Consider the following 25,854-nt stretch of genomic DNA (forward strand, 5'->3'; position numbering starts at 1 on the left):
AAAAGCTGTCCCTCAGGTCTATAACCTTTTGGGACAGCCTCGCCCGGACAAAAAGTGCGTGAGGAGAAAGCGATATGCGCTTGGATAAAGAGATATATGAAGGCTACCACACCTGCAATCACCGTAGGCTGTACTGCAAATATTCACGCCATGTCACACCAAGTGTCATCTTAATAGCAGGACTAGGCGATAGCTGTGATACATGGAATGAGGTTCAAGAACGGATCGCTCAGGAGACATCAACCTTTTCCTACGACAGGGCAGGGCTCGGAAGGAGTCAGGAAGCTCCTGTTCCTCGAACTTGCCTAGATCTGGTCGAGGAGCTTGCCGGGCTGTTGTCGACACTTGATGTGAAGCCGCCATATCTTGTAGTGGGACATTCCTTTGGGGGTCTGGTCGCCAGGTTATATGCAAGCCTGTATCCGCATACTATTTTCGGTATGATTTTGGTTGATGCGGCACCCGAATATAAAGAGCTTGTGTATGAAAAGGTTTTATCAGGAAAGCTTGCTGCGAAAAACAGGGAATATTACGAGAATCCTATGCGAAATAGCGAGAAGATCGATAAGATTAAAAGCTATCAGCAAATCGTTGATCATACCGGACAAGGGAACTATCCTCTTTCTATTATTATTAGAGGCTTGCCTGATGAAGGGAGCGCAGATTGGCCCTCTCAAGAAATATTGGAAATCGAGCAAAGACTGCAAGCTGATTTTAAGCGTCTCTCTACCGCCAGTAAAGTCCGAGTTGCGACTTACAGCGGACATTATATTCATCACGATGAACCGGAAATTGTGATCGAAGAAATTTTGATGATGGTGAGAGGATGGAGGAATTTGTGAGAACTGGTCTGAGCAGCGCATTCTGATGTACAAACCTCTGATACGACAAAAAGCTGTCCCTTAGGTCTATAACCTTATGGGACAGCCCCTTCTCGTAGAAATATAAGCAAAGTATAGTGAAAACTTATACTTTCTTATATTTTAACAAAAAAAGCTGCCACTCAGCGATTACCAATAGCTGAGTGGCAGCAATTCAGAGTCCGTGATTATTTATTGTTCAATGTTGAAGTAGCATAGATGAACGTCGCACAAACTCACCAGGATTTACACCATACTTTTCGCGGAAGGCCTCTGCGAAATAGCTTGGATTAGAATATCCAACCGCACAAGAAACTTCTCCTACCGTAATATTGCCCTGCTGTAATAATAGTAGTGCTTTCTCTAGGCGTTTATCTCGTAAATATCCAAATACCGTTGCACCATACATCTCTTTAAAACCAACCTTTAATTTATAATCATTTAATGCAATCATATGGGACAGTTGTAAGAGTGTAGGTGGCTCGGCCATACAATTCAATATAATGTCTCGCGCTTGTTGAATCTTCTGTACGTCACTCTTCGATAAAGAAGTTGATTCTGACTTCCCTTCACATAGAAATGACCGAAATGACGAAGACAATAACTCTAGAACATTGCATTCCATCTCTATATTTTTGGTAACATTAGATTTGGCAGCCTTTAGTATCTTATTAAGAACGATGGTAGAGGAAGGATCAATGGTTTCCTGAAACGTACGAAAAGACTTATTCCCAACAATATTAAGGAAATCCACCGATCTCGAACCACTCATTTCACCCATAAAGTGATGAAAAGTCGCAACGGGAATACCAATCCCCAGCATTAAAAAGGGTCGATTCGCACTAAATTCAAAGCTTGCATCCACTTCATTCATAAACTGTAGCGTACAGCTCCCTGGAAGAAGCTCATGCCGATCTCCGCCAATGCTAGTCTCTCTGGCACCTTGTATACAATAAGTTAGCTCTACCATTGGGACATCTGAAACGATATTTAAGTGACGGGTCTGATGGAATTCATATTCCGACAGTACCACTTCAAGATCGAATCGAGGTACGAATCGCTGGATGGAGCCGTTACCCATACTTGATTGCAGGTTCATATGCTCCGTTCGATCCTCGTTCTCTCTTGCTAATTGAAGACCATCAAAAAAAAGATTATAGTTATCGTGGAAATTAGACTTCTCTATCATATGATCACTCCAGTTAAAGCATAAGTATCTAACATATTTTGATAATCATTATCAATATACTCATTATAGCGAATGAATGATTCTCTGTTCAACCCGAAGTTTGGAGACCCTAGCGATAAAGGTCCATTCGCTGATCGTAAGCTCATAATCTACCCAACTTGCTCGTACAAAAGCAAAGAAGGTGTCCATAGCCATTTATCATGGCTTACCGGACACCTTCTATCTAAACTCCACTGTTATATGCTTACTTCGAATTAGCATTTCATTCTTCAATACAAGGTTCAGGAAACTATCATTCAGGAGGTCATCTTCCAGCCATTCATGTTCTGCTGCAAGTTCCACAACCGAGCATACAAACCTTCTTCTTTTAACAGTTCTTCATGACCGCCTTGTTCTACAATTCGGCCATTGTTGAGCACCACAATATTATCCGCATTCCTCACCGTCCTTAATCGATGAGCAATGACAACGACCGTTCTGCCCTCAATAAGTTGATCAATGGCCTTCTGAATTTCCACTTCATTCTCAGGATCAAGAGAGGCTGTCGCTTCATCCAACAGTACGATGGGTGCATTCTTAAGAATTGCGCGAGCAATTGAAATCCGCTGTTTCTCTCCGCCTGATAAGGTACTACCCCCTTCCCCTACCAAGGTGTCATATCCTTGTGGTAATTTCATGATGAAGTCATGACAACAGGTTCGTCTTGCAGCATCCTTCACTTCCTCTACAGTCGCTTCACTATTACCGAATCTTATATTATTCATAATAGTATCTTGGAATAGGTATACGTCTTGAAATACCATAGATACTTTTCTTAGCACTTCCTCTGGTTCAAGTTGACGAATATCCTTACCCCCTAATAACACTGTTCCTTTATTCGGATCGTAGAAACGAGCTATTAGACGCATCAGAGTACTTTTACCGCTACCCGATGGACCGACTAGCGCAGTGAACGATCCAATAGGCATACGCACGCTCACATCATCTAGTATTGTCTGTTCGTTATATCCGAATGTCACATTTCTCAATTCGAGATCATGATTCTCAGAAGGCTTTCCACTTCCCGTCATGGGTGACTCATTCAGCAGTTCAACAATCCTCTCTCCAGCCTGCTCATGATAACGAAATTCAGCATAATTCACGAGTGCAGTGGTCAACGGGTCAAAAATACGTGTACCCATAATAAGAAAGGCTACAAAGGTCACTAAGTCTAACGTACCTCCAAGCAGGAGATGAACACCTATAATAATCATGACTGTAAGTCCACTTCGTATACACCCCACCGCAGTAAGCACAATAGGTCCCAGTAATCCTTCAATCCGAATACTACGGCGCATCAACTCTTTGAATGATTGTTCCAGACGAACGAATCGGTCTCCCGTCAAGTTATACGCCTTAATGACACGAATACCATTCAGATATTCTTGGAGACGATTAGCTGCGTTGATCTTAGCTCTCATATGCTCAGCGCCCAACTTACGTTGAATACGAGAAGTGCTTAGAACGATAACAATCGCAACGGGTAAAGTAACGAACATGGCAATAGCCATACGCCAATCTAGAAATGAGAGTCCTAACAATGCAATGACAGGCATGATCACAGCCCCAATCATCTGTGGTACAAGATGGGAAATACCATGTTCTATCATTGTGAAATCACCCATCATCATATTCGCCAGATCACCAGGATCTCTCTTATTCAAATATCCAAGGGGAAGTTTCCTAAGATGCTCAGCTAGATTAGTACGGCCTTCAGCCGCTGCGCTATATGCACTTCGGAACTGAGAACGATAGGCCGGAATTTCAAGTAAGTATAGTAGAATAAGCGTCAACACCATGGCTCCGCTGATCCACCATAGCCTTGTAATATCCATCGGAACGTCGGGATAAATAAAGGGTTCAAAGATGATTCTGGCGCTCTCAACCAATAGTGCAAAAGGAATAATACCCGCTAAATTTGCAAGCGTAGTATATATAATTGGCTTCACTAGTTTACGAGGATTACCTACCGTTATATTATACAGAATGCTCAAAATTTGATCCCTCCGCTCCGATATGCCATTGTCCAGCTTCTGTATATGCAGACCACATCCGGGCATATAATCCGCCCTCAGCAACGAGTACATCATGGGTACCCCGCTCCGTTAATCGTCCATCGTTAAGTACAATAATCTGATCAGCATCTCGTATAGAAGAAAGACGATGGGCAATAACGATTACCGTTTTGTTCTGCATTAACTCTTTCAGTGCCAATTGCATTTCATATTCATTCTCCGGATCAGAAAAAGCCGTTGCCTCATCCAATACAAGGATAGGAGCATTCTTTAGAATCGCTCTAGCTACAGCGATACGTTGCTCTTCACCACCCGATAGATATACGCCTCCCTCTCCGATCAAGGTATCGTATCCTTGAGGGAGATTCCCAATAAACGTATGACATTGTGCTGCCTTTGCGGCTGCATATACTGCCTCCTTAGAGGCATTAGGCTGACCGACCGCTATATTGTTGTATAAGGTGTCATAGAACAGAAAGGTATCTTGAAATACAAAAGCTACACTATCCATTAAATGATGGGTCAGCATTTCACGTATATCCACTCCACCAATCCTAATCTGCCCAGCATCAACATCCCAGAAACGAGGTACTAAGTTTGCAACCGTTGATTTACCAGAACCCGAGGGCCCAACCAATGCTGTAACTTTTCCCTGTCTAGCGACAAAGGAAATATCGGTTAACGCTTCTTTCCGGGTGGCTACTCCTTCTGCTCGATATGAGAACGACACATGATCAAAAGTGACATCATATGTACTTGGAGTCTTCGGATCCTTAGGTTCTGGAATAGGCTTCTCTGCAAAAATAAGATCCATGCGCTCCACGCCTTCATTAATATCACGTAGCGCAGATGATATATACATAAGTTTAAACATTGGAGCTGATATACCAGGAGCCATAATCAGAAAGAATAATAGAACCGTGGCAAATGCTACACTACTGGGATCCTTACTCAATAGGAATACACCAACCGGAAGAACAAATGCCGTAAATGAACCAATAATCACTTTAAAAATGATAAATCCATTCTGAAACTGATCTGTATATTTCAAACAATAATCGCGATAATGGATCATATCAGAGTAAAATCTCCGGAATGAATGCACCGTTTGTCCAAACACTTTGACGGCGGGCATACCGCGGACATACTGAACAGCTGAACCGTTCATTTGTTCTAAGAAATCATAATATTCCTTAATGTTCTTCTTCGTCTTGGCTCCTGTCATTAAGTGCATCTGGATACCTAATCCAAGTATTATCGGGATAATACAGGCCAAAGCTAACCATGGATTCAAATAGAACATAACGATAATCATAATTGTAGTGCTTACGAGTACCTGTACTAAATCCGGTAGCTGGTGAGCAATGAAGGTCTCCACCTTCTCCACATTTTGTTCTAACGTCTTCTTTACAGCCCCTGTTGAAGTGCCATTCAACCATCCTAGAGGTAGCCTTCCGATATGCGCAGATAACTTAACACGCAGACCATATAGAATGCGAAAAGCGGCAACATGAGAAGCCATTCCACCCGCATACATTGTCACTAACCCACCAATAACACCGAGTAAAGCAATAATGCCCCATCTAATCATCATATCTCCATCTACAAGTGCAGCATTGGAGGCATGTTGTAATAGTTCCTTAAGAATAAAGTACACTGATACGTAGGGTATTAGCATGCAGATCGCACTTAGTGAAGCTAGCGCAGCTGAGACGATTAACAAGCCTCGCTTCTCATCGGCTATTTCCACCAGTCTGGCGATCCCCGCTTTCTTCGTCATTTCATTCTCCTCCTCACTTAAGTTAACAATAAGATTAATCCTCCACGTGATCGTCTTAGAGGTTATTGAGAAAGATTATCACTTATTAATAACAACGTCTCCCTCGTGACGGATTATTTAGGCGGTTGTACGGAATCCGGAACGGATGACGTAAAAAATCAAAAAAAGACAACCTAATATACAGGTTGCCTCAGAAACATCTAGTGATTATTACATTTTCTGGTTAACATCAAATTGGGTTGAACACCGTATTTTTTTCGAAAAGCCTCAGAGAAATAACTGGGGTTAGAATAACCTACGGAATAGGCTACTTCACTTACATTCATCATGCCGAGTTCGAGATAATACTTTGCCTTCTCAAGTCGCATCTCTCGTAGCGACCCAAATACAGTCGTTCCATAGACTTCTTTAAATCCTACCTTTAACTTGTAATCGTTCAGGCCGACCAACCGTGATAACTCCAGCAGAGCAGGAGGACAGTCCATACGTTCTTGTAAAATCTGTTTAGCTAGTTTGATTTTATCCAAATCATTACCACGAAGTACCGATGAGATCGAGCTCGCCGAACTCACAATCAAACAATCCTGAAGACTCAGACATAATAATTCCAAGGCTTTACTTTCTAAGTAAATCCGTTTCATAGGACCTTCATATGTGCATTGTAGAATTTGAAATATAACCGTAGAAATTGCGGGAGATATGGATTCTTCATATAATCGATAGCCCTGATGATATCCAAGTAAATTAGCAAAGCTCATTTTGTCCTCTCCAGGACTTACTTGCATGTATTGATTAAACATGGTCTCTGTCATCCGAAGTCCCACAAATGTCATATGTTTATTTGATGTATGCTCCATCGAAACTTCTATATCTTTCATCAACCAAAGTTGCCATTGATTTACCTTGATCTCAGCAGCCTTGCCTAATATATCTATCGCTCCTCCACCATCTACACAATAACTAAGTTCAACCAGGGGCTCAGTCCCATTGTACGATGTAATCTCATTAGACCAGAAACAATAGTCTGCGATGACCAATTCCAGACCTTGGCGGATAATCAGGCGCTTCATATATCCTTCACCTAATTGTTCTGGAAAGGTCTGTCCTTCTATATAACCTGAATCCGCTCGATTCAAATTCAACGCTTCATACGATTTATAGAAATATTGGTGAATATCAAGATCATTAATGTACACCATCCCCATTCTTCTGTTACCAAGCCGTTACTTAGGATCATTAAGTTTCAGATGATATACATTAATGATAATAGTTCTCATTTAATTCTGTCAACACTTCCATGATCTTATTCTAACTTCTAACTATAATACAGCAGATTTACCACCATCTATGTTGATGGAGCTACCCGTTAACTTAACAATTACCTTGCATTAAGCAATTCCTGTTTGTATCATATTTTATGTAAGTAGAAACGGGTTATAGAGGAGGTTTTTCTATTGGAATCATTGGTTATTTTATTTTTATTTGCGATTACACTACATAATTTAGAAGAAGCATTATGGTTGCCAGCGTGGTCGAATTATGCCTCAAAATTCCACAAGCCTGTGGGGAAAGGTGAATTTCATTTTGCAGTCATGTTTATTACTTCTTTGGCTTATCTTTCAACTTTTTTTTATCTATTCTTCCCAAATTCAATTATGGCTAAATATATTCTTATTGGTTTCCTTGGCTCAATGATTATTAATGCCATTTTCCCGCATTTACTTGCAACCATCATTTTAAAAAGATATTCTCCTGGGCTTTTAACAGGTATATTATTAAATATTCCTATCAACAGTTTGATTCTTTATCAATTTTTTCAAAGCAATGAATTAACATTTAGAGAGTTATTTTTATCAATACTTATAGTAGGGGGAGTGTTATTAAGCTTAATTCCTGTTTTATTTAAAATAGGAACATCTGTTACTAAACAATTTTATTAGATACTGTAAAGAAATCAGGGTTCAACACCACAATCAGTGCTTAACAAATGTATCGAGTTGATAAATGACCGCTATGCGGATGGATTGTCCTTCCGATCGCTGTTGCCCCCAAATTTTTTGAATATACCGCTCTTTGCGGTAAAAATTCAGGGGCAAAGCGTATGCTTTCGAAGTAGCTTTCCAAGGGAAAGCTTTTAGGCGAACGCTACGCTTCTCCACGACAATTCCATCCTCTTCGCTACGATCAGCATAGACTTCTATTTTCTGCAAGCACTGATTATGAATTAGAGCCGAAATCAGTTTATCAAGTTTTTTTATTATGTTTAAAAATCTAGTAGATAGTGCACATGAAACAAGCTCAACCTTTACAGGCTGAGCTTGTTATTCACAAATTAAAATTCATTTAAGAAACAGCTTGGCATTTATCCTTGTTTGAGGCTGCTTTATCATTGCAAGACTTACAGACACCTTGAAAATCAAGACGGTGATCCGTAACGGTGAACCCAAATTCGTGTTCAACTCTCTTCTCCATCGGCATTAACCAGTCTTCTAGTATCTCCTGAACACTACCACACTCTGTACATATTAAATGATGATGAAAGTGAGGTTGGTTCAAAAAACGTAAGTCAAAACGAGCAACACCATCTCCAAAGTTAACTTTCTCAACAACATGTAGCTCTTTCAGTAATTCTAACGTCCGATACACGGTGGCGATTCCAATATCCGGACAAGTGTTTTTAACAAGCATATAAACTTCTTCTGTAGTTAAATGATTCTCTTCATTCTCCAGTAATACTCGAACTGTCGCTTCACGCTGTGATGTCAGCTTATACCCTTTGGCAGTTAGTTGCCTTTTGATCTCTTCAATATGCTCTGTAATCATCATGGCTAAATACCACCTCCATTAAGCTTCTTCATTATATCCATTGTATATAAAAAATAAAATATTCCAATCACCTTATTTATAATAACTATTATATAATAATAACTCAATGAGGTTCATATTTCAAGTCCATAATTGATACTTACAATTTTTATTATAGCCGATGATTTAGAACATGACTGTGATATAACTTGCTCAGCCTAGTAAGTTATCAACCGTTCTACGGAAGCGATAATCTTCCCTCTGGCACCAACATAGATCAGTGAGGATACATTAGCCAAGTAACTATGGGAGCTACACATGATCCTGCAATGGCGCATACAGTCATCGCTACTGAGCTCATGGATACGGATTGCTCTCCATACTCCAGTGATTTGGCGGTACCCAGTGCGTGGGAAGCTGTCCCCAGACCGATTCCGATTCCAGCCTCACTTTGAATTCTGAATAGCTTTAAGATATAGGGTCCACCAATGGCTCCCGTAAATCCAGCAATCATGACAAATACAGAGGTTAAAGAAGACTCCCCTCCCAAGTTACCTGATATTTGAATCGCTACCGGTGTGGTAATGGATTTAGGTAATAAGGAAAGAACATAGGATTTAGGAAATCCCATACTAACAGCCATCAGCATCCCGCCGAACATCCCTACAAACAGACCCGTAAGTGTTCCTCCCAGAATAGCCGTAAGATTTCGGCGCAACACGTGACGCTGCTTATACAAAGGAAAGGCTAAAGAAACGACAGCGGGTCCCAGTAGTTGGTTAATCCATTGACCACCGATCATATAAGTTTCATAGGGAATCCGAAAATACAACAGCAGAATAACAACTGTCAATGTCGCTGTTAATGCTGGCATCAATATGGGAACGTGAAAACGCCTGTACATCATAGACATAACAATATATATACTTACATTAACCAGAACAATCGCTGTAGCAGTCAAAACCATTATATTTCCTTCCCCTTCTCTCTACTATCCCTTTTACTCCTCATGCTCCACCCTGCTAGCCATTGACTCGAATGTGCCGCTGCTACCATCGTTAATGCCGTACTTACGATGATGATAACGATCAACATCAGACCTTTTCCGCTGAATATGCCTAAGTGATTCACAATTCCTGCAGTCGCTGGAATAAAAAACAACGGAAGGTATGACAACACAGCTGTTGACCCATGCTCAATCCACCTGATCGGAACTATCTTGCACAAAAGCAATACAAAAAGGAGCAGCAGACCTACGATACTTCCCGGAATCGGGAGGTGAAGCCATTGTTGTACATAATCGCCAGCCAAGTAAAACAAATATAATAGCCCGACCTGCGCTATGATCTGAATGATTTTCATTATGTTTAGAGTCCCTTCATGAATTAAACGATTCTTTTTTATGTCTGTAGAGGGTTTGAGCTCTTTCAGACTAACAGAGTTTTCATAATTATTTCAATCTACTTCTGAAAATAATATGAATTTTACATGATTTATCATTAATAATAGATAGTTAATATATCCGGTTAGTAACTAAATTTGACTATACTATTGTTATATCGTAATATTACGATATAACAATTCTAGATATGGGCGGTGAATCCTATGAATAGCAATTTTAAAGACTACAATGAAGTTTCTGATATCCTGAAAGCCTTGGCGCACCCTGTGCGTCTGTGCATTGTAAGAGGATTACTAGACAAGGGGAAATGTAACGTTTCACATATGCAGGCGTGTTTAGATCTACCACAATCGACTGTTTCACAGCATCTACAGAAGCTTCGGTCTATGGGTATCGTAGAAACAGACCGTAACGGTCTTGAAGTAAACTACAGCATTGCAGACATAAGAGTTAAGAAGCTCGTATACATTTTTTTTGGGGAGGAAATAGAGAATGAGTAACAAGAAGAAAATTTTGATCGTTGGAGGTGTAGCTGGAGGGGCTTCCGCTGCAGCACGCCTACGTCGTCTAGATGAAGAAGCACATATTGTCATGTTTGAAAGAGATCCCTATATTTCTTTTGCAAATTGTGGATTGCCTTACTACATTGGAGATTCCATTAAAGAACGGTCTAAGTTACTCGTACAAACTCCAGAAGCGATGCATAAACGCTTCAACATAGATGTTCGAACAGAAAGCGAAGTTACCAACATTAATCCCCTGAACAAAACCGTAAGTGTGCACAGCAAAGAACGTGGCGTGTATGAAGAAAGTTATGATTATGTTATTCTCTCACCCGGAGCTAAGCCTACTCGTCCCAACTTACCTGGTATAGATAGCTCAAAAATTTATAAGCTTCGTAATATCCCTGATACAGATGCTATTAAGAAGCGTGTTCAAGATGAAATGACTCAGTCAGCTATCGTGATCGGAGGAGGATTCATTGGTGTTGAAATGGCTGAGAACCTTAAAGAAATTGGCTTAGATGTAACCCTAATCGAAGCAGGTCCGCAAATACTAGCCCCATTTGATGCCGAAATGTCCAATGTTCTGATCAAGGAGCTCAAAGAGCACGATGTTAACCTATTGTTCTCCGAAAGGGTTCAATCCTTTCGAGAAACTGAGACACATATTGAGGTCTATCTAGCAAGTGGTAAAGTTCTAACCAGTGACATGGTCATTCTAGCGATCGGAGTAACCCCAGATACGGGATTCTTGCAGGAAAGTGGTCTAGAGTTAGGCCCTCGTGGTCATATTATCGTCAATGATAAGCTTGAAACAAATCTAGAGAACGTCTATGCCGTAGGAGATGCCATCGAAGTCATGGATTATATCAACGGAAATAAGACGGCGATCCCACTAGCTGGACCTGCGAATAAACAAGGTAGAATTGCTGCAGATAACGTATGTGGATTAAATACGACTTATAAAGGCACACAAGGGACTTCGATCATTAAAGTATTCGGCATCACAGGGGCTACAACCGGAAATAATGAGAAAACGCTACAACGTTTAGGTATTCCATATCAAATGATATATGTACATCCAAGCTCTCATGCCTCTTATTATCCCGGAGCTAGTCCACTTACCATCAAACTTTTGTTTAACGATGAAGGTACAATATTGGGAGCACAAGCAACCGGCTATGATGGGGTGGATAAAAGGATTGACGATATCGCAGCCGTGATTCATTTCCGAGGAACGGTTACAGACCTGACTGAACTTGAGCTATCCTATGCTCCACCCTATTCTTCAGCTAAAGATCCTGTTAACATGGCTGGCTACACGGCGGAGAATGTATTAAAAGAAGCAACTCAAGTCGTCGTACCCAAAGATTTAGAGACACGTGATCAAGAACATACAGTCCTTATAGATGTTCGGACCCAAATTGAGCACGATAACGGACATATTCCAGATTCAATCCTTATTCCCGTAGATGAACTACGTGAAAGACTGCATGAGTTGGATCATCACAAAGAAATTTGGGTCTACTGTCAAGTCGGATTGCGCGGATATACAGCTTCTAGGATTTTAGCACAAAAAGGCTTCAAGGTTCGTAACCTTACCGGTGGCTACAAAACTTATCAAATGGCGAACTATAGACCTACCTCATCAGAAATGGTCAAACCATCTGGCACATCGGTCACAACAGTTACCATTGAACCCAAACAGGAAATTGCAGTAGCGAAAGAATCCGTTATTCAAGCCAATGTAGAGCTAGATGCCTGTGGACTAAGTTGCCCCGGTCCACTTATTCAACTCAAGAAAAAGATGGATCAACTTCAAGAGGGTGACATTCTGCGGGTGACCGCTTCTGATCCAGGCTTCTACGAAGATGTACAAGCATGGGCGCAGATGTCTTCCAATCGTATATTGGAAGTTAATAAAACTACGCAGGGTATGATTGAAGCCTATCTCTCTAAGGGGTCAGCAAAAGACCAAGTTTCACCGGAACCAACAACAATACGTCCTGAAGGTACATCCATGGTCGTATTCAGCGGTGACTTAGATAAAGCTATTGCTGCCTTCATTATTGCTAACGGCGCAGCTGCAAGTGGTAAGAAGGTAACGCTCTTCTTTACTTTCTGGGGACTCAATGTCATTCGTAAGTCTAGCAAAGTGTCCGTTGATAAAACCTTTATTGGAAAAATGTTCGGTGCCATCATGCCACGTGGAAGTCGTAAATTATCAATGTCCAAGATGAATATGATGGGTATGGGTTCCAAAATGATCCGAGGTGTTATGCGTAAGAATAACGTATCATCTCTTGAAGAATTGATAGAGACCGCTATCGAACAAGGTGTAGAAATTGTAGCCTGCCAAATGTCTATGGACATTATGGGTATAACACGAGAAGAACTCATTGATAACGTTCAAATTGGCGGAGTTGGGTACTACTTGGGCAAAGCAGATCAATCAGGAATCAATCTCTTTATATAATATGTATACAGAAAGCTCCTCCGTAATGTAATAACGGGGGAGCTTTCTATATACTGGTCAGTGACATTATCTTAAAGCCAGCCCGAGTGTTCCGGCAACCCCAAGAAGTCTAGTTCAACAGCGTTTCAAGAGGATTTTATTGATGCTACCACGGTTGCATCATGATTGTTAAAATATGTAATAACATATAAATTATGTGATATCGTTAGCGCCTCATGCATAATTTGGAGTAGGTAGTGATAAATGTTGGCCAACGTTACTGCTACATAAAAAGTAAAAATGACTAGGAGGTTTTCTATGAAAGCTATTATTAACAAGCGAATACTGTCTGCTTTTCTATTGTTCTTGGTGCTGGTTGTAAGTGCTTCGGTTCCAGTATACGCGATCAGCGACGTTGGGGGAACCACTGTTAGTTATCCTAATGAGGGTTACGTAGGAGGTCCTCCAGGCGCTATCTATTGGACTCAACGCTCGGATGCTAAAGCTGCTCAACTCTTTATTGGCTCGTACGATGGCACCTTCTCTTGGAACTCAGGTCCCATCTATACGAATGCTGGTTTATCAAATGCTTGGTACTCTATCCCAGCTAGCGTTCAAGCCTCAATTCCGAAAGGAAAATCACTGCTCGTTGGCGTTGAAACTTACCATTACAGCGGCAATACGTATCTAGGCTGGGCCTCTGATACCAATACACTCCTTGTAGTTAATTAATACTGCTTCCTTAATGCCCCAGTTCGGGCGAAGTCTTAAATTTGAATAAATTTCATAATTCCAATACTTACTCTGACTGAGCTTTTAGGATAGTAAAAAAAGGAGTGCTTCCCCAAATCTCGAAGTGTAAAGTTACCACACAAAACACCGAGATTGAAAGGAGCACTCCCGATGTATAGTATTCGACATGAAATCTGTTTACTTTAAAACCTGCCCTGAGGGAGAGCACCCTATAAGCATCCTTCTCACTTAATGGAGGTAAGATCCGATGGATGCTCCATCCTCAACCATACTAATGAGTAGATTTGATAATTCTTATAATAAGGGCTCCATTATAGTTACTTCTTTTATCTCAATCATATTTTCAACTCCCATTTCTCTTCCACAAGCTCTTGCCCAGATAGAATCTGCGTTCTAGTCTCAGATAGTTTAAAACCGCATGAATCATATAACCTTCTGGCTCCTACTAAGCTACTATTCGTCCATAATATAATGGTTGAATAGCCGTGCTCGATACTGAAATCGATAGCCTTCTGTATTAACTGCTTACCATACCCACCCTTTCTTGTAGAGGGTTCTACTAGAAACCACCTTAATTGCGCAATATCCTTATCCACCTTAACAATACCAATAGACCCTGCGGGTGATCCCGATACTTCCAATATCCATAAATGTTCTTGTTTGGGGTCACATCTCTTCTCAAATTCATTTAAAGTATCGCTAATAAAAATCCCAAATGAATGATCGTACTTATATTCCTCACCGAAAATTCTAATATGTGCTTCAATAACATAATCAATCTCTCCACTATGATATGAACGTATCATTGTTGTTCTCCATTCCAAGCATCGTCTTTAGCATCCCATTCAGCATAAAACTGCTCCACATATTCCTTCATATATTCATGCCTCTGCCTTGCTATTAATTTGCCATACTCTGTATTCATTAAGTCCTTCAACTTAAATAATTTCTCATAAAAATGATGAATTGCTGTACCCTCGCTACTCCTATACTCCTCTTGTGACATGACACCCCTGGGCGTGCTTTCAGGAATGTGCATGAGTCGTCCCTTCGATCCTCCATAAGCAAACGTACGTGCGATACCAATAGCTCCCAAGGCATCCAATCGATCTGCATCTTGTACAATCTGCCCTTCGATTGTATTCATGGGGGGATTATGACCTCCATTATAAGACATTGTGGAAATAATGAGTAGAACTTGCTCCCTGATCTCAATGTCCGTTACATACTCATTAAGCCAATCCATCACCTTGTTCATTCCTGCTTCTTTTGATAGATTAAGCTTCTCATCAGCTACGTCATGCAATAATGAGGCAAGTTCACATATAAATTCATTGCCTCCTTCCTTCTTAGCCATTCTTAATGCCATCACTCTTACACGATGTATATGCCACCAATCGTGACCACTAGGGTCATTTTGCAGTTGTTCTTTAACAAACTTTTCCGCACGTTCAATAATATCTATGTGTGAATTCATGTATAATCCTCCGGTACAATTCCAGCCTTTACGCTACGTAAAATTGTGGAATCGTCTTCCAAACCCAAATTTTATATTTCCTCGTTCCTGCTCCTTTGATAAGGAATAACATGTTTTGTCTAATTTAAGTAGCTTCTGATTCCTCATTATTAGCTTCTTCGGAGGTTGAACCATAGAGATCTTTCATCAACTGTTTTCCTGTAGGTGTTGTAGCTAGGCCACCCTTAGCCGTCTCTCGGTGCTTATCTGGCATAGCTCCACCTACCTCAAGCATGACCTGTATAACCTCATCTGATGGAATAACACTGCGCACCCCTGCAAGTGCCATATCCGCTGCTGCTAATGCCGTTACAGCGCCGAAACCATTACGGACAATACACGGAATTTCCACGAGTCCCGCGACGGGATCACAAATAAGTCCAAGTGTATTCTTAAGGGCTAACCCCACCGCATGAATTGCTTGATCCGGCGTACCTCCCTGCAACTCCGTCAATGCTCCAGCAGCCATCCCAATGGCAGATCCAACCTCAGCCTGACAACCCCCTTCAGCACCCGAGATAAAAGAATTATTCGCAATAACGAAACCAATGGCTCCGGCGCAGAATAACGCTTCTACCATCCGGTCATCGCTATAGCCGAATCTCTCTTGAACACTGACAAATGTCCCCGGAATAATACCACATGAACCCGCCGTTGGTGTTGCAATAATACGGCCCATTGAAGCATTCACTTCAGAGACAGAAAGCGCATAGGTCATCGCTCGTGAGGATTCCTCCCCCAGTAGACTTCCATCTTTCCCATTCCGATAACTAGCCATTCTCTGAGCATCCATACCCGTAAGTCCACTGCGAGAAAGCGTGGATTCTGTCAATCCTTTATGGACCGCCTCTTTCATAATCTCATAATAGCGACTCATTGCTTTCCACTCATCTTCTGGATCCTGACCTGATTCAGCGCTCTGCTCTTTCATCATCATTTGTCCAATGGTTCGTTCTTCATTATTACATAGGGACGCAAGTTGCTTTAATGTCTCAAACCTCATCTGTTCACTCCGTTCTGTCAATCACGGTTACTCTTCGTACTTCGGGGATTAACCTTATTTGAGCCAAAAGTGCTGGCGAATAGCCACTGTCTGATTCAAAAACCGTCAGTGCTTCTTCCCGCCTGCTCTTGCGATCCAACTTCATCCAACCAATGTTCACATCATAATCTGTAAGAAGTGTTGTCATTTCAGCAATAATGCCTTCACGGTCAGCATGATATACTAACAATGTCGGATATGCACCGCTGAAGGCAACGTCAAATCCATTGACGCTCTCTACCTTAATATTGCCCCCACCTACAGAAATTCCACGAAGATGTACTTCACGCTCACCATATCCAATTCGAAATTCTACCGTGTTAGGATGCACCGCCGCTTCTCTGCCTATGGAAAGAGTAAGCGACATTCCACCTGCTTCTGCATGCTCAATGGCATGGGGAATTCGTGGATCATCTGTTTCATAACCAAGCAAGCCTGCAGTAGTCGCTAAATCTGTTCCGTGACCTTTATACGTGTCAGCAAACGATCCGTAGAATACTATTTCTGCACGATCCGGGGTAGCCTCAAGTACAGCCCTAGCCATTCTCCCCAATCTTACAGCACCTGCTGTATGAGAACTCGAAGGACCAATCATTGCGGGTCCTATTATTGAAAATACATCTTTAAAACGTATGACCTACACCCCCTAAATACATCAACCTCTCAATCATTAATAATAACATCTTTACCCTACATAGCGCGACCTAACAATACTGTGTCACCTTATTTTTTTGGCTACGATAAGTAAATGTTCTATATAATTCCCATATTGCGGTAATTCGTATATGTAAGCTTCCGCTGTAATCCCTTGCGGTTTATTGTGCGAACCTGGCAACGAGTGTGGAAGAGACCGCGAACCATTTCGCCGTGGGTAAGGTTGCTTTCATTGTTCGTTCAATCTTTGATCCATCATCTTGATGTTACTCTTTATGGCCGCACAAAAAAAAGTGCTGTCCCATAAGATCAGTAATGACCTTAGGGACAGCCTCTTAGACAAGCCCGTATTTATTTTTTTAATGAAATTTCAAATTTGGAGCCAACTTCTCCTGCAAATACGATCCTACCGTTCTCCGATAATAAGACCTGATTCTTACCGCTGACCACGGTGTGGTTAATACAAATACCTGCTTGATCATATACAGCAAAGGAGCCATTCGAAGGCATCTTAACCGTCATGACCTTTCCTTTGGCAGCCGCTGGCACTGAAAACCATTTGGCATAGCCGTCAGCTTCGATCGTTGTCGAAGATCCTTTACTAGAGTAGAGCGGTTTTACAAGCTCCTCACTAGCGTATACGCTACCTGCTGCCGTAACATACTCTAATCCATTCTTCTTAAAGAAATTGATTTCCATCGTATCTCGACCAGCCATGCTAGGGATTTGCAGTTGGTTAACTGCTTTGTTTGCTCCAATAATCTTACTACTTAACATATATCCTGGAACTTCTTTAACGGTATCAATGGATATAATTGATAAAGATTTGAGGTAGAGCATCGATGTATATTTCTCACTCACCAAGTAATATTTTTTACCTTCACGTTTCTTCCATGCGGCAGCTACGTCTTTGGATAATACATTAGCTTCGAGCTTCTCAGCGTTATACCCTGTGACAGCCATTTGTGGAAACCCCGGTAGGGTTATATATAAGCTGGACCATAAGTAGGTGCGCCCATTTTTCTCAACAACGAATTTTATCTTTTCTGTGCCTGCATCGTTCACAAAAGAACCATCTGCCGTATACGTATACTTTTGGACAGGATTGTTCGGAGCGGTAACCGTGGATACAGACAATTCGCCCACTGGATTCATTTCTACCTTCATGAACTTACCTGAACCACCACCATAAATACCCGCATACCGGGATACTTCCTGCGGCATATCTGCCTTTATAGGCATGCCATGCAACTTCTCCGGCTTCCGTTCTTTAATAACACCCTTCTCTTGCAGCGCGCTAAGCAGCAGTTCATTTGCTATCAATTGATCTGTTGCGCTATCACCACCTGAAGAGAGTACAGCCGCAGCCATGTTGTGTTCTGGGAGCACGACTAACGATGAATGATAGGACATCGTATCTCCACCTTTCGTAAGTGCCTTGATGCCGTATTCGTTGAATGGGAACAAGCGCACACTATCCCAGCCTAGCCCGTATGCGATGAAGGACGGATCAGCTTCCTCCGGCCACATGCCTCTTTTATACTCTTCTTGTGCCATAGCTTCTACCGATTTACTAGAAAGAATATCATCGACCTGTCCCGTGAAGATTTGTGAGAATTTAACGAGATCTTCAGCTGTTGAGGAAATGCCGCCAGTTGCAATGATGTTAGTAGTCTCTCTTGGGAGTTGTCCCTTATAAGCAGGGGAATAGATCGCGGCCAGTTTCGCTGGATCCACAACATCCTGCGGTGTTCTCGTATGGTTCATTTCCAGAGGCTCTGTCAAATACTTGTGTATAAATGCTGTAAAGCCCATACCGCTAACTCTCTCTACCAGAATCTCAGCTAGCGTAAAACCATCGTTACAATATACCGAGAACGCTCCTGGATCTGCCTTTAAGTTTTGAGTCGCCAATTGCTCTAACAAAGTATCGTGTGCATAAGTATCATTATCCTCATACAAGAATACATTACTGCCCGAGGTTCCAAGAAGACCGGAGGAATGATTCAGTAGCATGCGTGGTGTAATCTGTTTGTAACGGTTGTCTTTCATCTTAAAATCAGGTATATATTTCACAACGGGCAAATCCAAATCTACCTTGCCCTCGTCTACAAGCTTCATAACAGCCGCCGTGAGCACCATTTTGCTCGTTGAACCTATGCCATATATCGTATTTGAAGTAAGAGGTATATTGTCCTTTGTGTCGTTTTTGCCAGCATGCCCTGAGATGACAATCTCTCCATCATCGATGAGTGCATATTGCAGACTTGTAGTGCCGTAAGTTTCTGTTAGCAGCTTGGCTTTCTCAGTAGCTATTTTCTTAGTCGCATCAAAAGTAAGTTTATTGCTGTTATTGGTAGCCGTTGCGGCCATTGCAGACATTGGAGCAAGCATCGTTAGCACGAGGGTTAGAACGACAATTGAAGCTCGTTTTCTACCTGTACTCGTGCCTACCCTCCTTTTCCTTATCTCTCTTTGTTCCACTCGTATCTTCTCCTGTCCTCATCGGTTTATTCCGGATGCCTTAACGAGCCGTTAAGGAAAGCTTATACGACGAAGATGTACTCCCTGTGACGACAATATGAACGGAGTATGAACAAGAAAAAAAAATGCTACGACGTCACATGCAAGGGCAAGGAAGCTTGCACATGATGCCGTAACATGAAGAATACGGGGACAGCGTTTAGACAAACCGAATGATACAATATGAATCTAATTACATGTCGGCGTTGTGATTGGCAAGGTGACAGTGACTTTGTGGCCGCTCTATTCAAGCAGAGATTCTCACAATGACCGATTAATCTCTTGAACTATATAAGTCATGTATCATATTAGTCTCTGACAATATCAATCATCTTTCCATCTCCTATTCATTGCTAATCTCGGACACATATAAACAATAAAAAAGCAGCTCAATCCGGATAAACTCGGATCGACTGCTTGTCATATTCTATGCTTTTACTCACCATTGTTATTACTAGTTCCTCGATCATGTGAAGTTAAAATTTCCAATATCTAGATCATTGTACTTTTCTTCATTCTCTCACACCATGAGATTTGCCATCACAATGATGGAACGCTTAGTCTCGAAGGTGTAGACACTTTTTTCTTGATACATCCTTTGCCTGAGCAAGTAGTAAAAAGCCCCATAATATCGAGTTGATAATCTGTAATGGTGAATCCTAGCTCACTCTCAATCCTCTTTTCTAATGGTTTCACCCAATCTACCTTCACTTTTTTCTTCCTCCCACATGCAGTACAAATCAATTGTTCATGACTATACGAATCATTCTGGATATTGCTCATCGTGTAACGAGCCATCCCCGCTTCAACATTCACTTTGTGTATAATATTCATTTCACAAAAAAGCTCTAATGTTCTATATACCGTCGCGAGCCCCATCTTATGTAACTTGCCTTTGAATACCATAAAAATATCTTCAGCGCTTATTGGAATATCTGAATGATCCAGTAGAACACGAATGATCGCCGCCCGTTGTGGTGTTAGCTTATAACCCTGATCGAACATTTTTCGCTTAATTATATGAATTTGCTCCGACATCATCGTTATCGTCCCCTTAGACTGTAATTATACACTGATTTTGGGGTTATATTCTACAAATGAGCCATATATATTTCGATAGGTTAATGGATTACTCTCTAAAATCGTAAGCGAATGTACTCATTTCTGCTCTTGTTATCTAACATAATATAAATCCATGCATGACTAGGATTCCAAGTATGTATCCATAATTTCCTTTAACCTCTTGCTCCTATAGCCTAGTTCAGGACTCAATACCAACTTATCATCGATGCCTTTTACATACATATGGATCTCGTTACTATCCTCAACCTGAGAATAATGAGAAACATCCTCTTTAGGAATAAATATTAACCCTATCTTAATTCCATGTTTGCCGACATAAAATTTATCAGTCAAGACAGGTAACAGAGCAATGAATAAAAGTATGACATATCTAAACCATCCTACTTCAAGAAAGAAATATACTAAACACAAACCTGTAGTCGTCCAGACAAGGCCCTTTTTAAATTTAGCATTCCCTTTGAATAAAATATCTCCAGCTTTTTTCTTTGAAATGTAGCTTTTATACACAATAAATAATGACAGTATAACCGTTACAATGAGTACTATATAGGGTAATATTAGAATCACTTCCTCTACTTTTTTGAATTAAAGTTATGTAATTAAAGATCCTTTGAATACATTCATAAGTATTCATATCATTCATTATCATCAGTATTGTTGTGCCCCTAATTCAAGCATCTCCTCGCTTCTACATCCATCTAATAAAGCTCTTATTATAAATCTTCACCTGATTTCTTTCTGCCCACTGCTTTAATTCAAGTATCGCTTTATCCTCATTCTCATTAAATCTAAAACATAAGCGCATTGGAACTAGTAACTTACCAGATGGCTTGATCCCAATAACAGGCTTGAAATATCCTTGGATTAGGATTGATTTTATAGCTGTAGCTTCTAATGTTGTGCCTTTTACAATTAAACATTCCGAAGCAAATTGTAACTTAGACGGCTTTTTAAACATTCTCATTATTATGATTACGATCGTAACAAAACAAAAAACTAAAAATAAGACTTCAACGGAATATAATATCAGATGTTTATCAGCGGTATTATGTAGTAAAAGAAATAAAAATAAACTCATTGAGAAGCATATGGATATCAATGTCCTTGCGGATTGAGGATTTTTAATTTCATACTGAGGTGCGTTCATAATTTCCTCCAATCTTTTCAGAAAAATAAGGTTAACCCACCCAGCAGGCTAACCTCATCATAAGAGTTTATTTGGTTTGTACAATTGTATTTAAAATAAACGTTTCAACTACTTTCGCCACGCCATCTTCCATATTCGTATCTGTTACATAGTTAGCGATTTCTTTAATATCATCAGGCGCATTTCCCATGGCCACACCAAGTCCGGCAAATTTAATCATGGCAAGGTCATTGTAGCTATCTCCCATAGCAATAACCTCTCCCTGCTCAATATCTAGTTTCTGAATAAGATGATGTAAGCTTGTTCCTTTGTCTACGCCAGCTTCCGTAAATTCTAAGAAAAATGGCTTAGAACGTACTACATTTAATTTACCTTGGAGTTGTTGTTGCAGTTTTTTTTCTAAGTCAACTAGTTTTTCAGCTGCTGCTACCATTATCACCTTTACAACTGGCTCTTGGATCGCTTCAGCAAAATGTTCTGCTTCTACAATGGGCATTCCCGTAATTTCACCTTCGATATCGGTATACTCATTATTTGCTGGCGTTACGATATCATCCCCGACATAAGTGTGGATCCCTACTTCTTCTTGTCTACTAATATTGTATAGCTCATGTACCGTTGCGGGTGATAGTGTGCTGCTGAACAATTGTTCATTGGTTGCACAGTTTGTAATTTTGGCCCCATTAAAAGATAGAATAAAACTTCCATATTTCTCAAGCTCCAATTCCTTAGCAATATGCGTCATTGCAAAAGTGGGACGACCTGATGCGAGGACAACTTTAACCCCTGCCTCTTGCGCGTCCATTAATGCTTGCTTGGTTCGTGATGAGATTGTAAGATCATCCCGCAGTAACGTATCATCTAAATCAAGTACGATCATTTTATAGTTCATCATTATACGTCCCTTCAAATATATCTAGTATGAGTGCAATTCGCTAAGTGCAAGGATACCCTCTATGGGTTCCCTTATATCATCAAATGATATCACTAATTCACTCAGAAGGGAAAAAAGACATCCGTACTTCGAAGGGTTTAAGAATAATGAATCAACTATTCATCGTGTGGAAAAATAGAGTGGTACCGCTAATACAATCACCCAGAACAACACGAACAATGTGATCTTCCACGGGCTACGTGGAACTTCACCTGATACTAGCCCTGTCTGTCCATTCACCATGTAGTGGTAAGTTTTTCCACGGTAAATATAATTTGCGTTCCATATAGGGACCAATAGGTGTTTGTATGTACGATCGTAATAATTTGTTCGGACTCTAAGTCTCCTAACTTCATCCCCTCCAATTGCTCCAGTAATGCTCCCATGAAGCGAATTATCGATCTTCTCGCTTGCTATCTGCCACCCTTCCTGACGAGTGACCGAATATCTCTCCGCAATGAAACCACTCAAATATTCCGGTTTATATTCTTTCAGCTGATTCAGATCGAAACCGCCAATTTTCTTAAGCAACGCTTTGTCATATCTTTTGGACGCAAGAATCAGAATATCGTCGAACACGTCCTTATAATGTCCATCTACCGAATGCCACACTGTATACCTGACCCGCTCCGTGTAGGTTTCTGTTTTCCCATCGACGACTCGAGTTCTCGTTTCATTACGATAGTGATAATCCCCTCTTTCCGCACTATAAGATGATGACGTCATCGAATCAAAGGTCCAGTAGGGGATATAGATACCCGTTAGACGAGACACGAGCTCCTCCTTCTTTAAAGCATTAGGAACAAACCAACGCTTTTTTTTCCACGATTTAAAGGAAGTCAATGCCTTATCCAAGGACATCCGGAACGGAATGATTGTCTCTGGTCGAATACTGGTTGTATCCTCCTGCACAAGCACCTTTGGCGAACCGCAAAAGACACATAAAGTCGCCGTCTCAAGTTTAGGAATAAGACCTTCCCCTCCACAGTTTTCGCAGTGGATCGTCTGCTGCTGGAACCCCCAATCCGTCTGTCCCATGTCATCATCTATGTCTGATAGATCGAGATCGTGCTCAGTTGGAATTTCCATCGAATCTTCAATTTCTTGCTCATTACCACAGTATTGGCATTTCAAATTCTGTACTTCAGAATCAAAGAGCATGGGCCCCCCGCAGCCAGAGCAAGGGAAAGTGAGTGGAGACCTTTGCGCTATATCCTCCATCGTCATCCCCTACACTTTGTGCCGCAGCCAGAGCAGAACTTCGCACTTGCCTCCAATGACTCGCCACACTCTGTACAGAATTTCTTTCCTACGCTTGAACGTGTACCTCCCTCGTTCCGGCTGTCTACACTACCCTCTGACCCAGGTTCGGTAGATCGGTTCATCATTTGGCTCATCATCTGCCCCATCGCCATTCCAGCTCCGAGACCTGCACCCGCACCTGCCGCTCCTGACTCGGGATTGTTAGCTGCCTCGCGAATAGCTTCCGCAGTCTGATACTTCATATAGTGATCAATATTACCAGCGATGTTCATCGATGATTTGCGATCTATCATCTGCTCAACTTCCTGCGGCAACGACAGATTCTCGATCATTAATGACGACAGGATAAGTCCCATAGACTGCAAATGAGGCTGTAAACGTTCCATCGCACTTGAACTTAATTCCTCGTAAGACGAGGACAGATCCATGACCGGGATATGAGATTCACTGATTAGGTCACTGATACTAGTTGTGATAATTGATTTTAAATGACCTGAGATTTGTTCTGTTGTAAAATTACTACTCGTCCCAAATAATTCCTTAAGGAATACAGCGGATTCCCCTACCCGTATCGAGTAGGTTCCGAAGCCCCTTAGCCGAACCATGCCAAACTCGGAATCGCGCATAATAACCGGGTTAGTCGTTCCCCATTTTAAATTGGTGAAATTAGCGGTGCTGACAAAGTACACATCTGCTTTAAAAGGAGAATTAAAGGCGTACGGCCAAGATTTCAAAGCCGTCAGTAACGGCATGTTTTGCGTACTTAATGTATAAGTTCCTGGACCATATACGTCAGCGATTTGTCCCTCATTAACGAATATCGCCGCTTGCGATTCGCGAACGACCAGTTTAGCTCCCATCTTGATGGCATTATCATAAACGGGAAAGCGATAAACCATCGAACCGTTGCTATCCGTCCATTCGATGACCTCGATAAATTGACCCTTTAAGAAAGAAAATAGTCCCATTGTTCAACCTCCGTGATGTTAGTTATATTTGTATAAAACTGTTCGTCATTCATTATTTATAGTGAAGTTGGATTACCGCGGTACATGTCACTACCTACCTCCGGTATTTTGTAATACGATTCTATGCATTAATAAGTTGCAGAACATAAATAGAGCACATGAATTGTCATACCATAGACAAAAGGTTCCAAGATCATTACTCACAAAATATTTTTATGCTTAGAGATAACATCACAATCCGTCGAAATTGGAGATTAAGCTCTCAATCTTACTAAATATCAAATCATAATATGCCTGATGGTGAGGCACGAAATCAGTTCGGCTCACTCTTCTACTATCGTGAATCACCTCTCCAATGTCATCGTTCATGACGCTTCCTTGTGCAAGTAAAGACTCTCTATCTCCATGGATAAGCTGCTTAAAATGCTCTAATTCAATGAAAAAGAGTCCCGATATCTCGCTTCTCTGAAACTTATAATCTCTTAGGGCTTGGTTGCTTTTATACAAAAAGACATGACAAAACTCCCGGTCTATAAGGTTCTCTGTTATAATATTCTCTTCCTTAAAAATGCCGCATGGGTAGAGCTCGCTAAATGTAGCTTCAATGCCCAATTCTTCTTGTAATTCACGCAGTCCATCCTCGGGATATTCACCTGTCGTGAGGTGTCCTGCACAAGAAATATCCAACAGATTAGGAAATGTATCTTTGTCTGGATGACGTAACTGGAAGAGTAAACTAACTCCTTCTGCAGATGTTGTAACGACCCAACAATGAAACGTTTGATGCCACAACCCCTGAGCATGTGCATGTTGTCTACTTGCTATACCTATCTTTATCATTTGTTCATTGTAAATATCGAACTCTTCCTGTAGCATGGCTATCTCCTACTCTTCTATTATGTAATTACAATGTTGGAGTCGTA

The 25,854-nt window shown here is 41.1% G+C and carries 25 protein-coding genes; 5 read left to right on the forward strand and 20 right to left on the reverse strand.

All coding sequences use genetic code 11. The annotated features are described in order from the left end of the window. Positions 1-74: 74 nt before the first annotated feature. Entirely contained in the window at positions 75-842 is a 768-nt protein-coding gene (locus UB51_RS13595) for an alpha/beta fold hydrolase (protein WP_044877758.1), read from the forward strand. Between the two features lie 217 nt (positions 843-1,059). Here the strand turns inward: UB51_RS13595 and UB51_RS13600 are convergent, their stop codons facing one another. The 4 genes from UB51_RS13600 to UB51_RS13615 form a co-directional block, all read right to left on the reverse strand. Then, positions 1,060-2,049, reverse strand: coding sequence for a helix-turn-helix transcriptional regulator (locus tag UB51_RS13600; RefSeq protein WP_044877759.1), 990 nt, complete (start codon positions 2,047-2,049; stop codon positions 1,060-1,062). 296 nt (positions 2,050-2,345) lie between these two features. Beyond that, on the reverse strand, positions 2,346-4,082 hold the full coding sequence (locus UB51_RS13605) for an ABC transporter ATP-binding protein (RefSeq protein WP_044877760.1): 1,737 nt from the start codon (positions 4,080-4,082) through the stop codon (positions 2,346-2,348). Then, positions 4,066-5,883, reverse strand: a complete 1,818-nt coding sequence (locus UB51_RS13610) for an ABC transporter ATP-binding protein (RefSeq protein WP_044877761.1) — start codon at positions 5,881-5,883, stop codon at positions 4,066-4,068. Before UB51_RS13610 ends, UB51_RS13605 begins: the two co-directional genes overlap by 17 nt. 200 nt (positions 5,884-6,083) lie before the next feature. Next, positions 6,084-7,082 carry a helix-turn-helix transcriptional regulator gene (locus UB51_RS13615; RefSeq protein WP_052675922.1) on the reverse strand — a complete coding sequence of 333 codons (999 nt, stop codon included), beginning with the start codon at positions 7,080-7,082 and terminating at the stop codon, positions 6,084-6,086. 255 nt (positions 7,083-7,337) lie between these two features. Between UB51_RS13615 and UB51_RS13620 the strand changes: the two genes are divergently transcribed. After that, positions 7,338-7,823, forward strand: a complete 486-nt coding sequence (locus UB51_RS13620) for an HXXEE domain-containing protein (protein WP_044877762.1) — start codon at positions 7,338-7,340, stop codon at positions 7,821-7,823. 33 nt (positions 7,824-7,856) lie between these two features. On the opposite strand, the gene UB51_RS13625 is transcribed toward UB51_RS13620, so the two are convergent. The 4 genes from UB51_RS13625 to UB51_RS13640 all read right to left on the reverse strand — a co-directional run bounded on the left by UB51_RS13625 (position 7,857) and on the right by UB51_RS13640 (position 10,050). Further along, positions 7,857-8,042 carry a hypothetical protein gene (locus UB51_RS13625; protein WP_044877763.1) on the reverse strand — a complete coding sequence of 62 codons (186 nt, stop codon included), beginning with the start codon at positions 8,040-8,042 and terminating at the stop codon, positions 7,857-7,859. A 184-nt stretch (positions 8,043-8,226) separates the two neighbouring features. Then, on the reverse strand, positions 8,227-8,709 hold the full coding sequence (gene fur / locus UB51_RS13630) for a ferric iron uptake transcriptional regulator (RefSeq protein ID WP_199924934.1): 483 nt from the start codon (positions 8,707-8,709) through the stop codon (positions 8,227-8,229). 256 nt (positions 8,710-8,965) lie between these two features. Next, on the reverse strand, positions 8,966-9,655 hold the full coding sequence (locus tag UB51_RS13635) for an LrgB family protein (RefSeq protein WP_044877764.1): 690 nt from the start codon (positions 9,653-9,655) through the stop codon (positions 8,966-8,968). Then, a complete protein-coding gene (locus UB51_RS13640) occupies positions 9,655-10,050 on the reverse strand; it encodes a CidA/LrgA family protein (RefSeq protein WP_044877765.1) in 396 nt (131 codons plus the stop codon). Before UB51_RS13640 ends, UB51_RS13635 begins: the two co-directional genes overlap by 1 nt. Positions 10,051-10,293: 243 nt before the next feature. Here UB51_RS13640 and UB51_RS13645 point away from each other — a divergent pair, with 243 nt between their 5' ends. The 3 genes from UB51_RS13645 to UB51_RS13655 all read left to right on the forward strand — a co-directional run bounded on the left by UB51_RS13645 (position 10,294) and on the right by UB51_RS13655 (position 13,780). Beyond that, positions 10,294-10,590, forward strand: a complete 297-nt coding sequence (locus tag UB51_RS13645) for an ArsR/SmtB family transcription factor (protein WP_044877766.1) — start codon at positions 10,294-10,296, stop codon at positions 10,588-10,590. Beyond that, positions 10,583-13,069, forward strand: a complete 2,487-nt coding sequence (locus UB51_RS13650) for a DsrE/DsrF/DrsH-like family protein (protein ID WP_044877767.1) — start codon at positions 10,583-10,585, stop codon at positions 13,067-13,069. Before UB51_RS13645 ends, UB51_RS13650 begins: the two co-directional genes overlap by 8 nt. A 297-nt stretch (positions 13,070-13,366) precedes the next feature. Next, complete coding sequence (locus UB51_RS13655) at positions 13,367-13,780, forward strand: hypothetical protein (RefSeq protein ID WP_044877768.1); 414 nt, start codon at positions 13,367-13,369, stop codon at positions 13,778-13,780. Positions 13,781-14,136: 356 nt separating this feature from the next. Here UB51_RS13655 and UB51_RS13660 read toward each other — a convergent pair whose 3' ends face one another. The 12 genes from UB51_RS13660 to UB51_RS13715 all read right to left on the reverse strand — a co-directional run bounded on the left by UB51_RS13660 (position 14,137) and on the right by UB51_RS13715 (position 25,807). Further along, positions 14,137-14,607: a GNAT family N-acetyltransferase gene (locus UB51_RS13660; RefSeq protein WP_052675923.1), complete on the reverse strand. Its 471-nt coding sequence runs from the start codon at positions 14,605-14,607 to the stop codon at positions 14,137-14,139. Continuing rightward, the gene (locus UB51_RS13665; protein ID WP_044877769.1) at positions 14,604-15,278 is read right to left on the reverse strand and encodes an HD domain-containing protein; all 675 of its coding nucleotides are present in this window, start codon (positions 15,276-15,278) and stop codon (positions 14,604-14,606) included. Before UB51_RS13665 ends, UB51_RS13660 begins: the two co-directional genes overlap by 4 nt. A 124-nt stretch (positions 15,279-15,402) precedes the next feature. Then, entirely contained in the window at positions 15,403-16,320 is a 918-nt protein-coding gene (gene sdaAA / locus UB51_RS13670; protein ID WP_044880145.1) for an L-serine ammonia-lyase, iron-sulfur-dependent, subunit alpha, read from the reverse strand. A 4-nt stretch (positions 16,321-16,324) separates the two neighbouring features. Next, the gene (gene sdaAB / locus UB51_RS13675; RefSeq protein WP_044877770.1) at positions 16,325-16,993 is read right to left on the reverse strand and encodes an L-serine ammonia-lyase, iron-sulfur-dependent subunit beta; all 669 of its coding nucleotides are present in this window, start codon (positions 16,991-16,993) and stop codon (positions 16,325-16,327) included. A 371-nt stretch (positions 16,994-17,364) separates the two neighbouring features. Continuing rightward, entirely contained in the window at positions 17,365-19,407 is a 2,043-nt protein-coding gene (locus tag UB51_RS13680) for a serine hydrolase domain-containing protein (RefSeq protein WP_044880146.1), read from the reverse strand. 669 nt (positions 19,408-20,076) lie between these two features. Next, a complete protein-coding gene (locus tag UB51_RS13685) occupies positions 20,077-20,577 on the reverse strand; it encodes a Fur family transcriptional regulator (protein ID WP_052675924.1) in 501 nt (166 codons plus the stop codon). A 162-nt stretch (positions 20,578-20,739) separates the two neighbouring features. Then, positions 20,740-21,186, reverse strand: coding sequence for a hypothetical protein (locus UB51_RS13690; RefSeq protein WP_044877771.1), 447 nt, complete (start codon positions 21,184-21,186; stop codon positions 20,740-20,742). Between the two features lie 121 nt (positions 21,187-21,307). Continuing rightward, the gene (locus UB51_RS13695; protein ID WP_044877772.1) at positions 21,308-21,766 is read right to left on the reverse strand and encodes a hypothetical protein; all 459 of its coding nucleotides are present in this window, start codon (positions 21,764-21,766) and stop codon (positions 21,308-21,310) included. A 67-nt stretch (positions 21,767-21,833) separates the two neighbouring features. Next, entirely contained in the window at positions 21,834-22,658 is an 825-nt protein-coding gene (locus UB51_RS13700) for a Cof-type HAD-IIB family hydrolase (RefSeq protein ID WP_044880148.1), read from the reverse strand. A gap of 162 nt (positions 22,659-22,820) precedes the next feature. After that, the gene (locus UB51_RS13705; protein WP_044877773.1) at positions 22,821-23,921 is read right to left on the reverse strand and encodes a TFIIB-type zinc ribbon-containing protein; all 1,101 of its coding nucleotides are present in this window, start codon (positions 23,919-23,921) and stop codon (positions 22,821-22,823) included. A gap of 2 nt (positions 23,922-23,923) precedes the next feature. Then, a complete protein-coding gene (locus UB51_RS13710) occupies positions 23,924-24,931 on the reverse strand; it encodes an SPFH domain-containing protein (RefSeq protein WP_044877774.1) in 1,008 nt (335 codons plus the stop codon). 231 nt (positions 24,932-25,162) lie between these two features. Then, entirely contained in the window at positions 25,163-25,807 is a 645-nt protein-coding gene (locus UB51_RS13715; protein ID WP_044877775.1) for an NUDIX hydrolase, read from the reverse strand. Positions 25,808-25,854 lie beyond the last annotated feature (47 nt).

The organism is Paenibacillus sp. IHBB 10380 (assembly GCF_000949425.1).
Taxonomy (GTDB): Bacteria; Bacillota; Bacilli; order Paenibacillales; family Paenibacillaceae; genus Paenibacillus_AQ.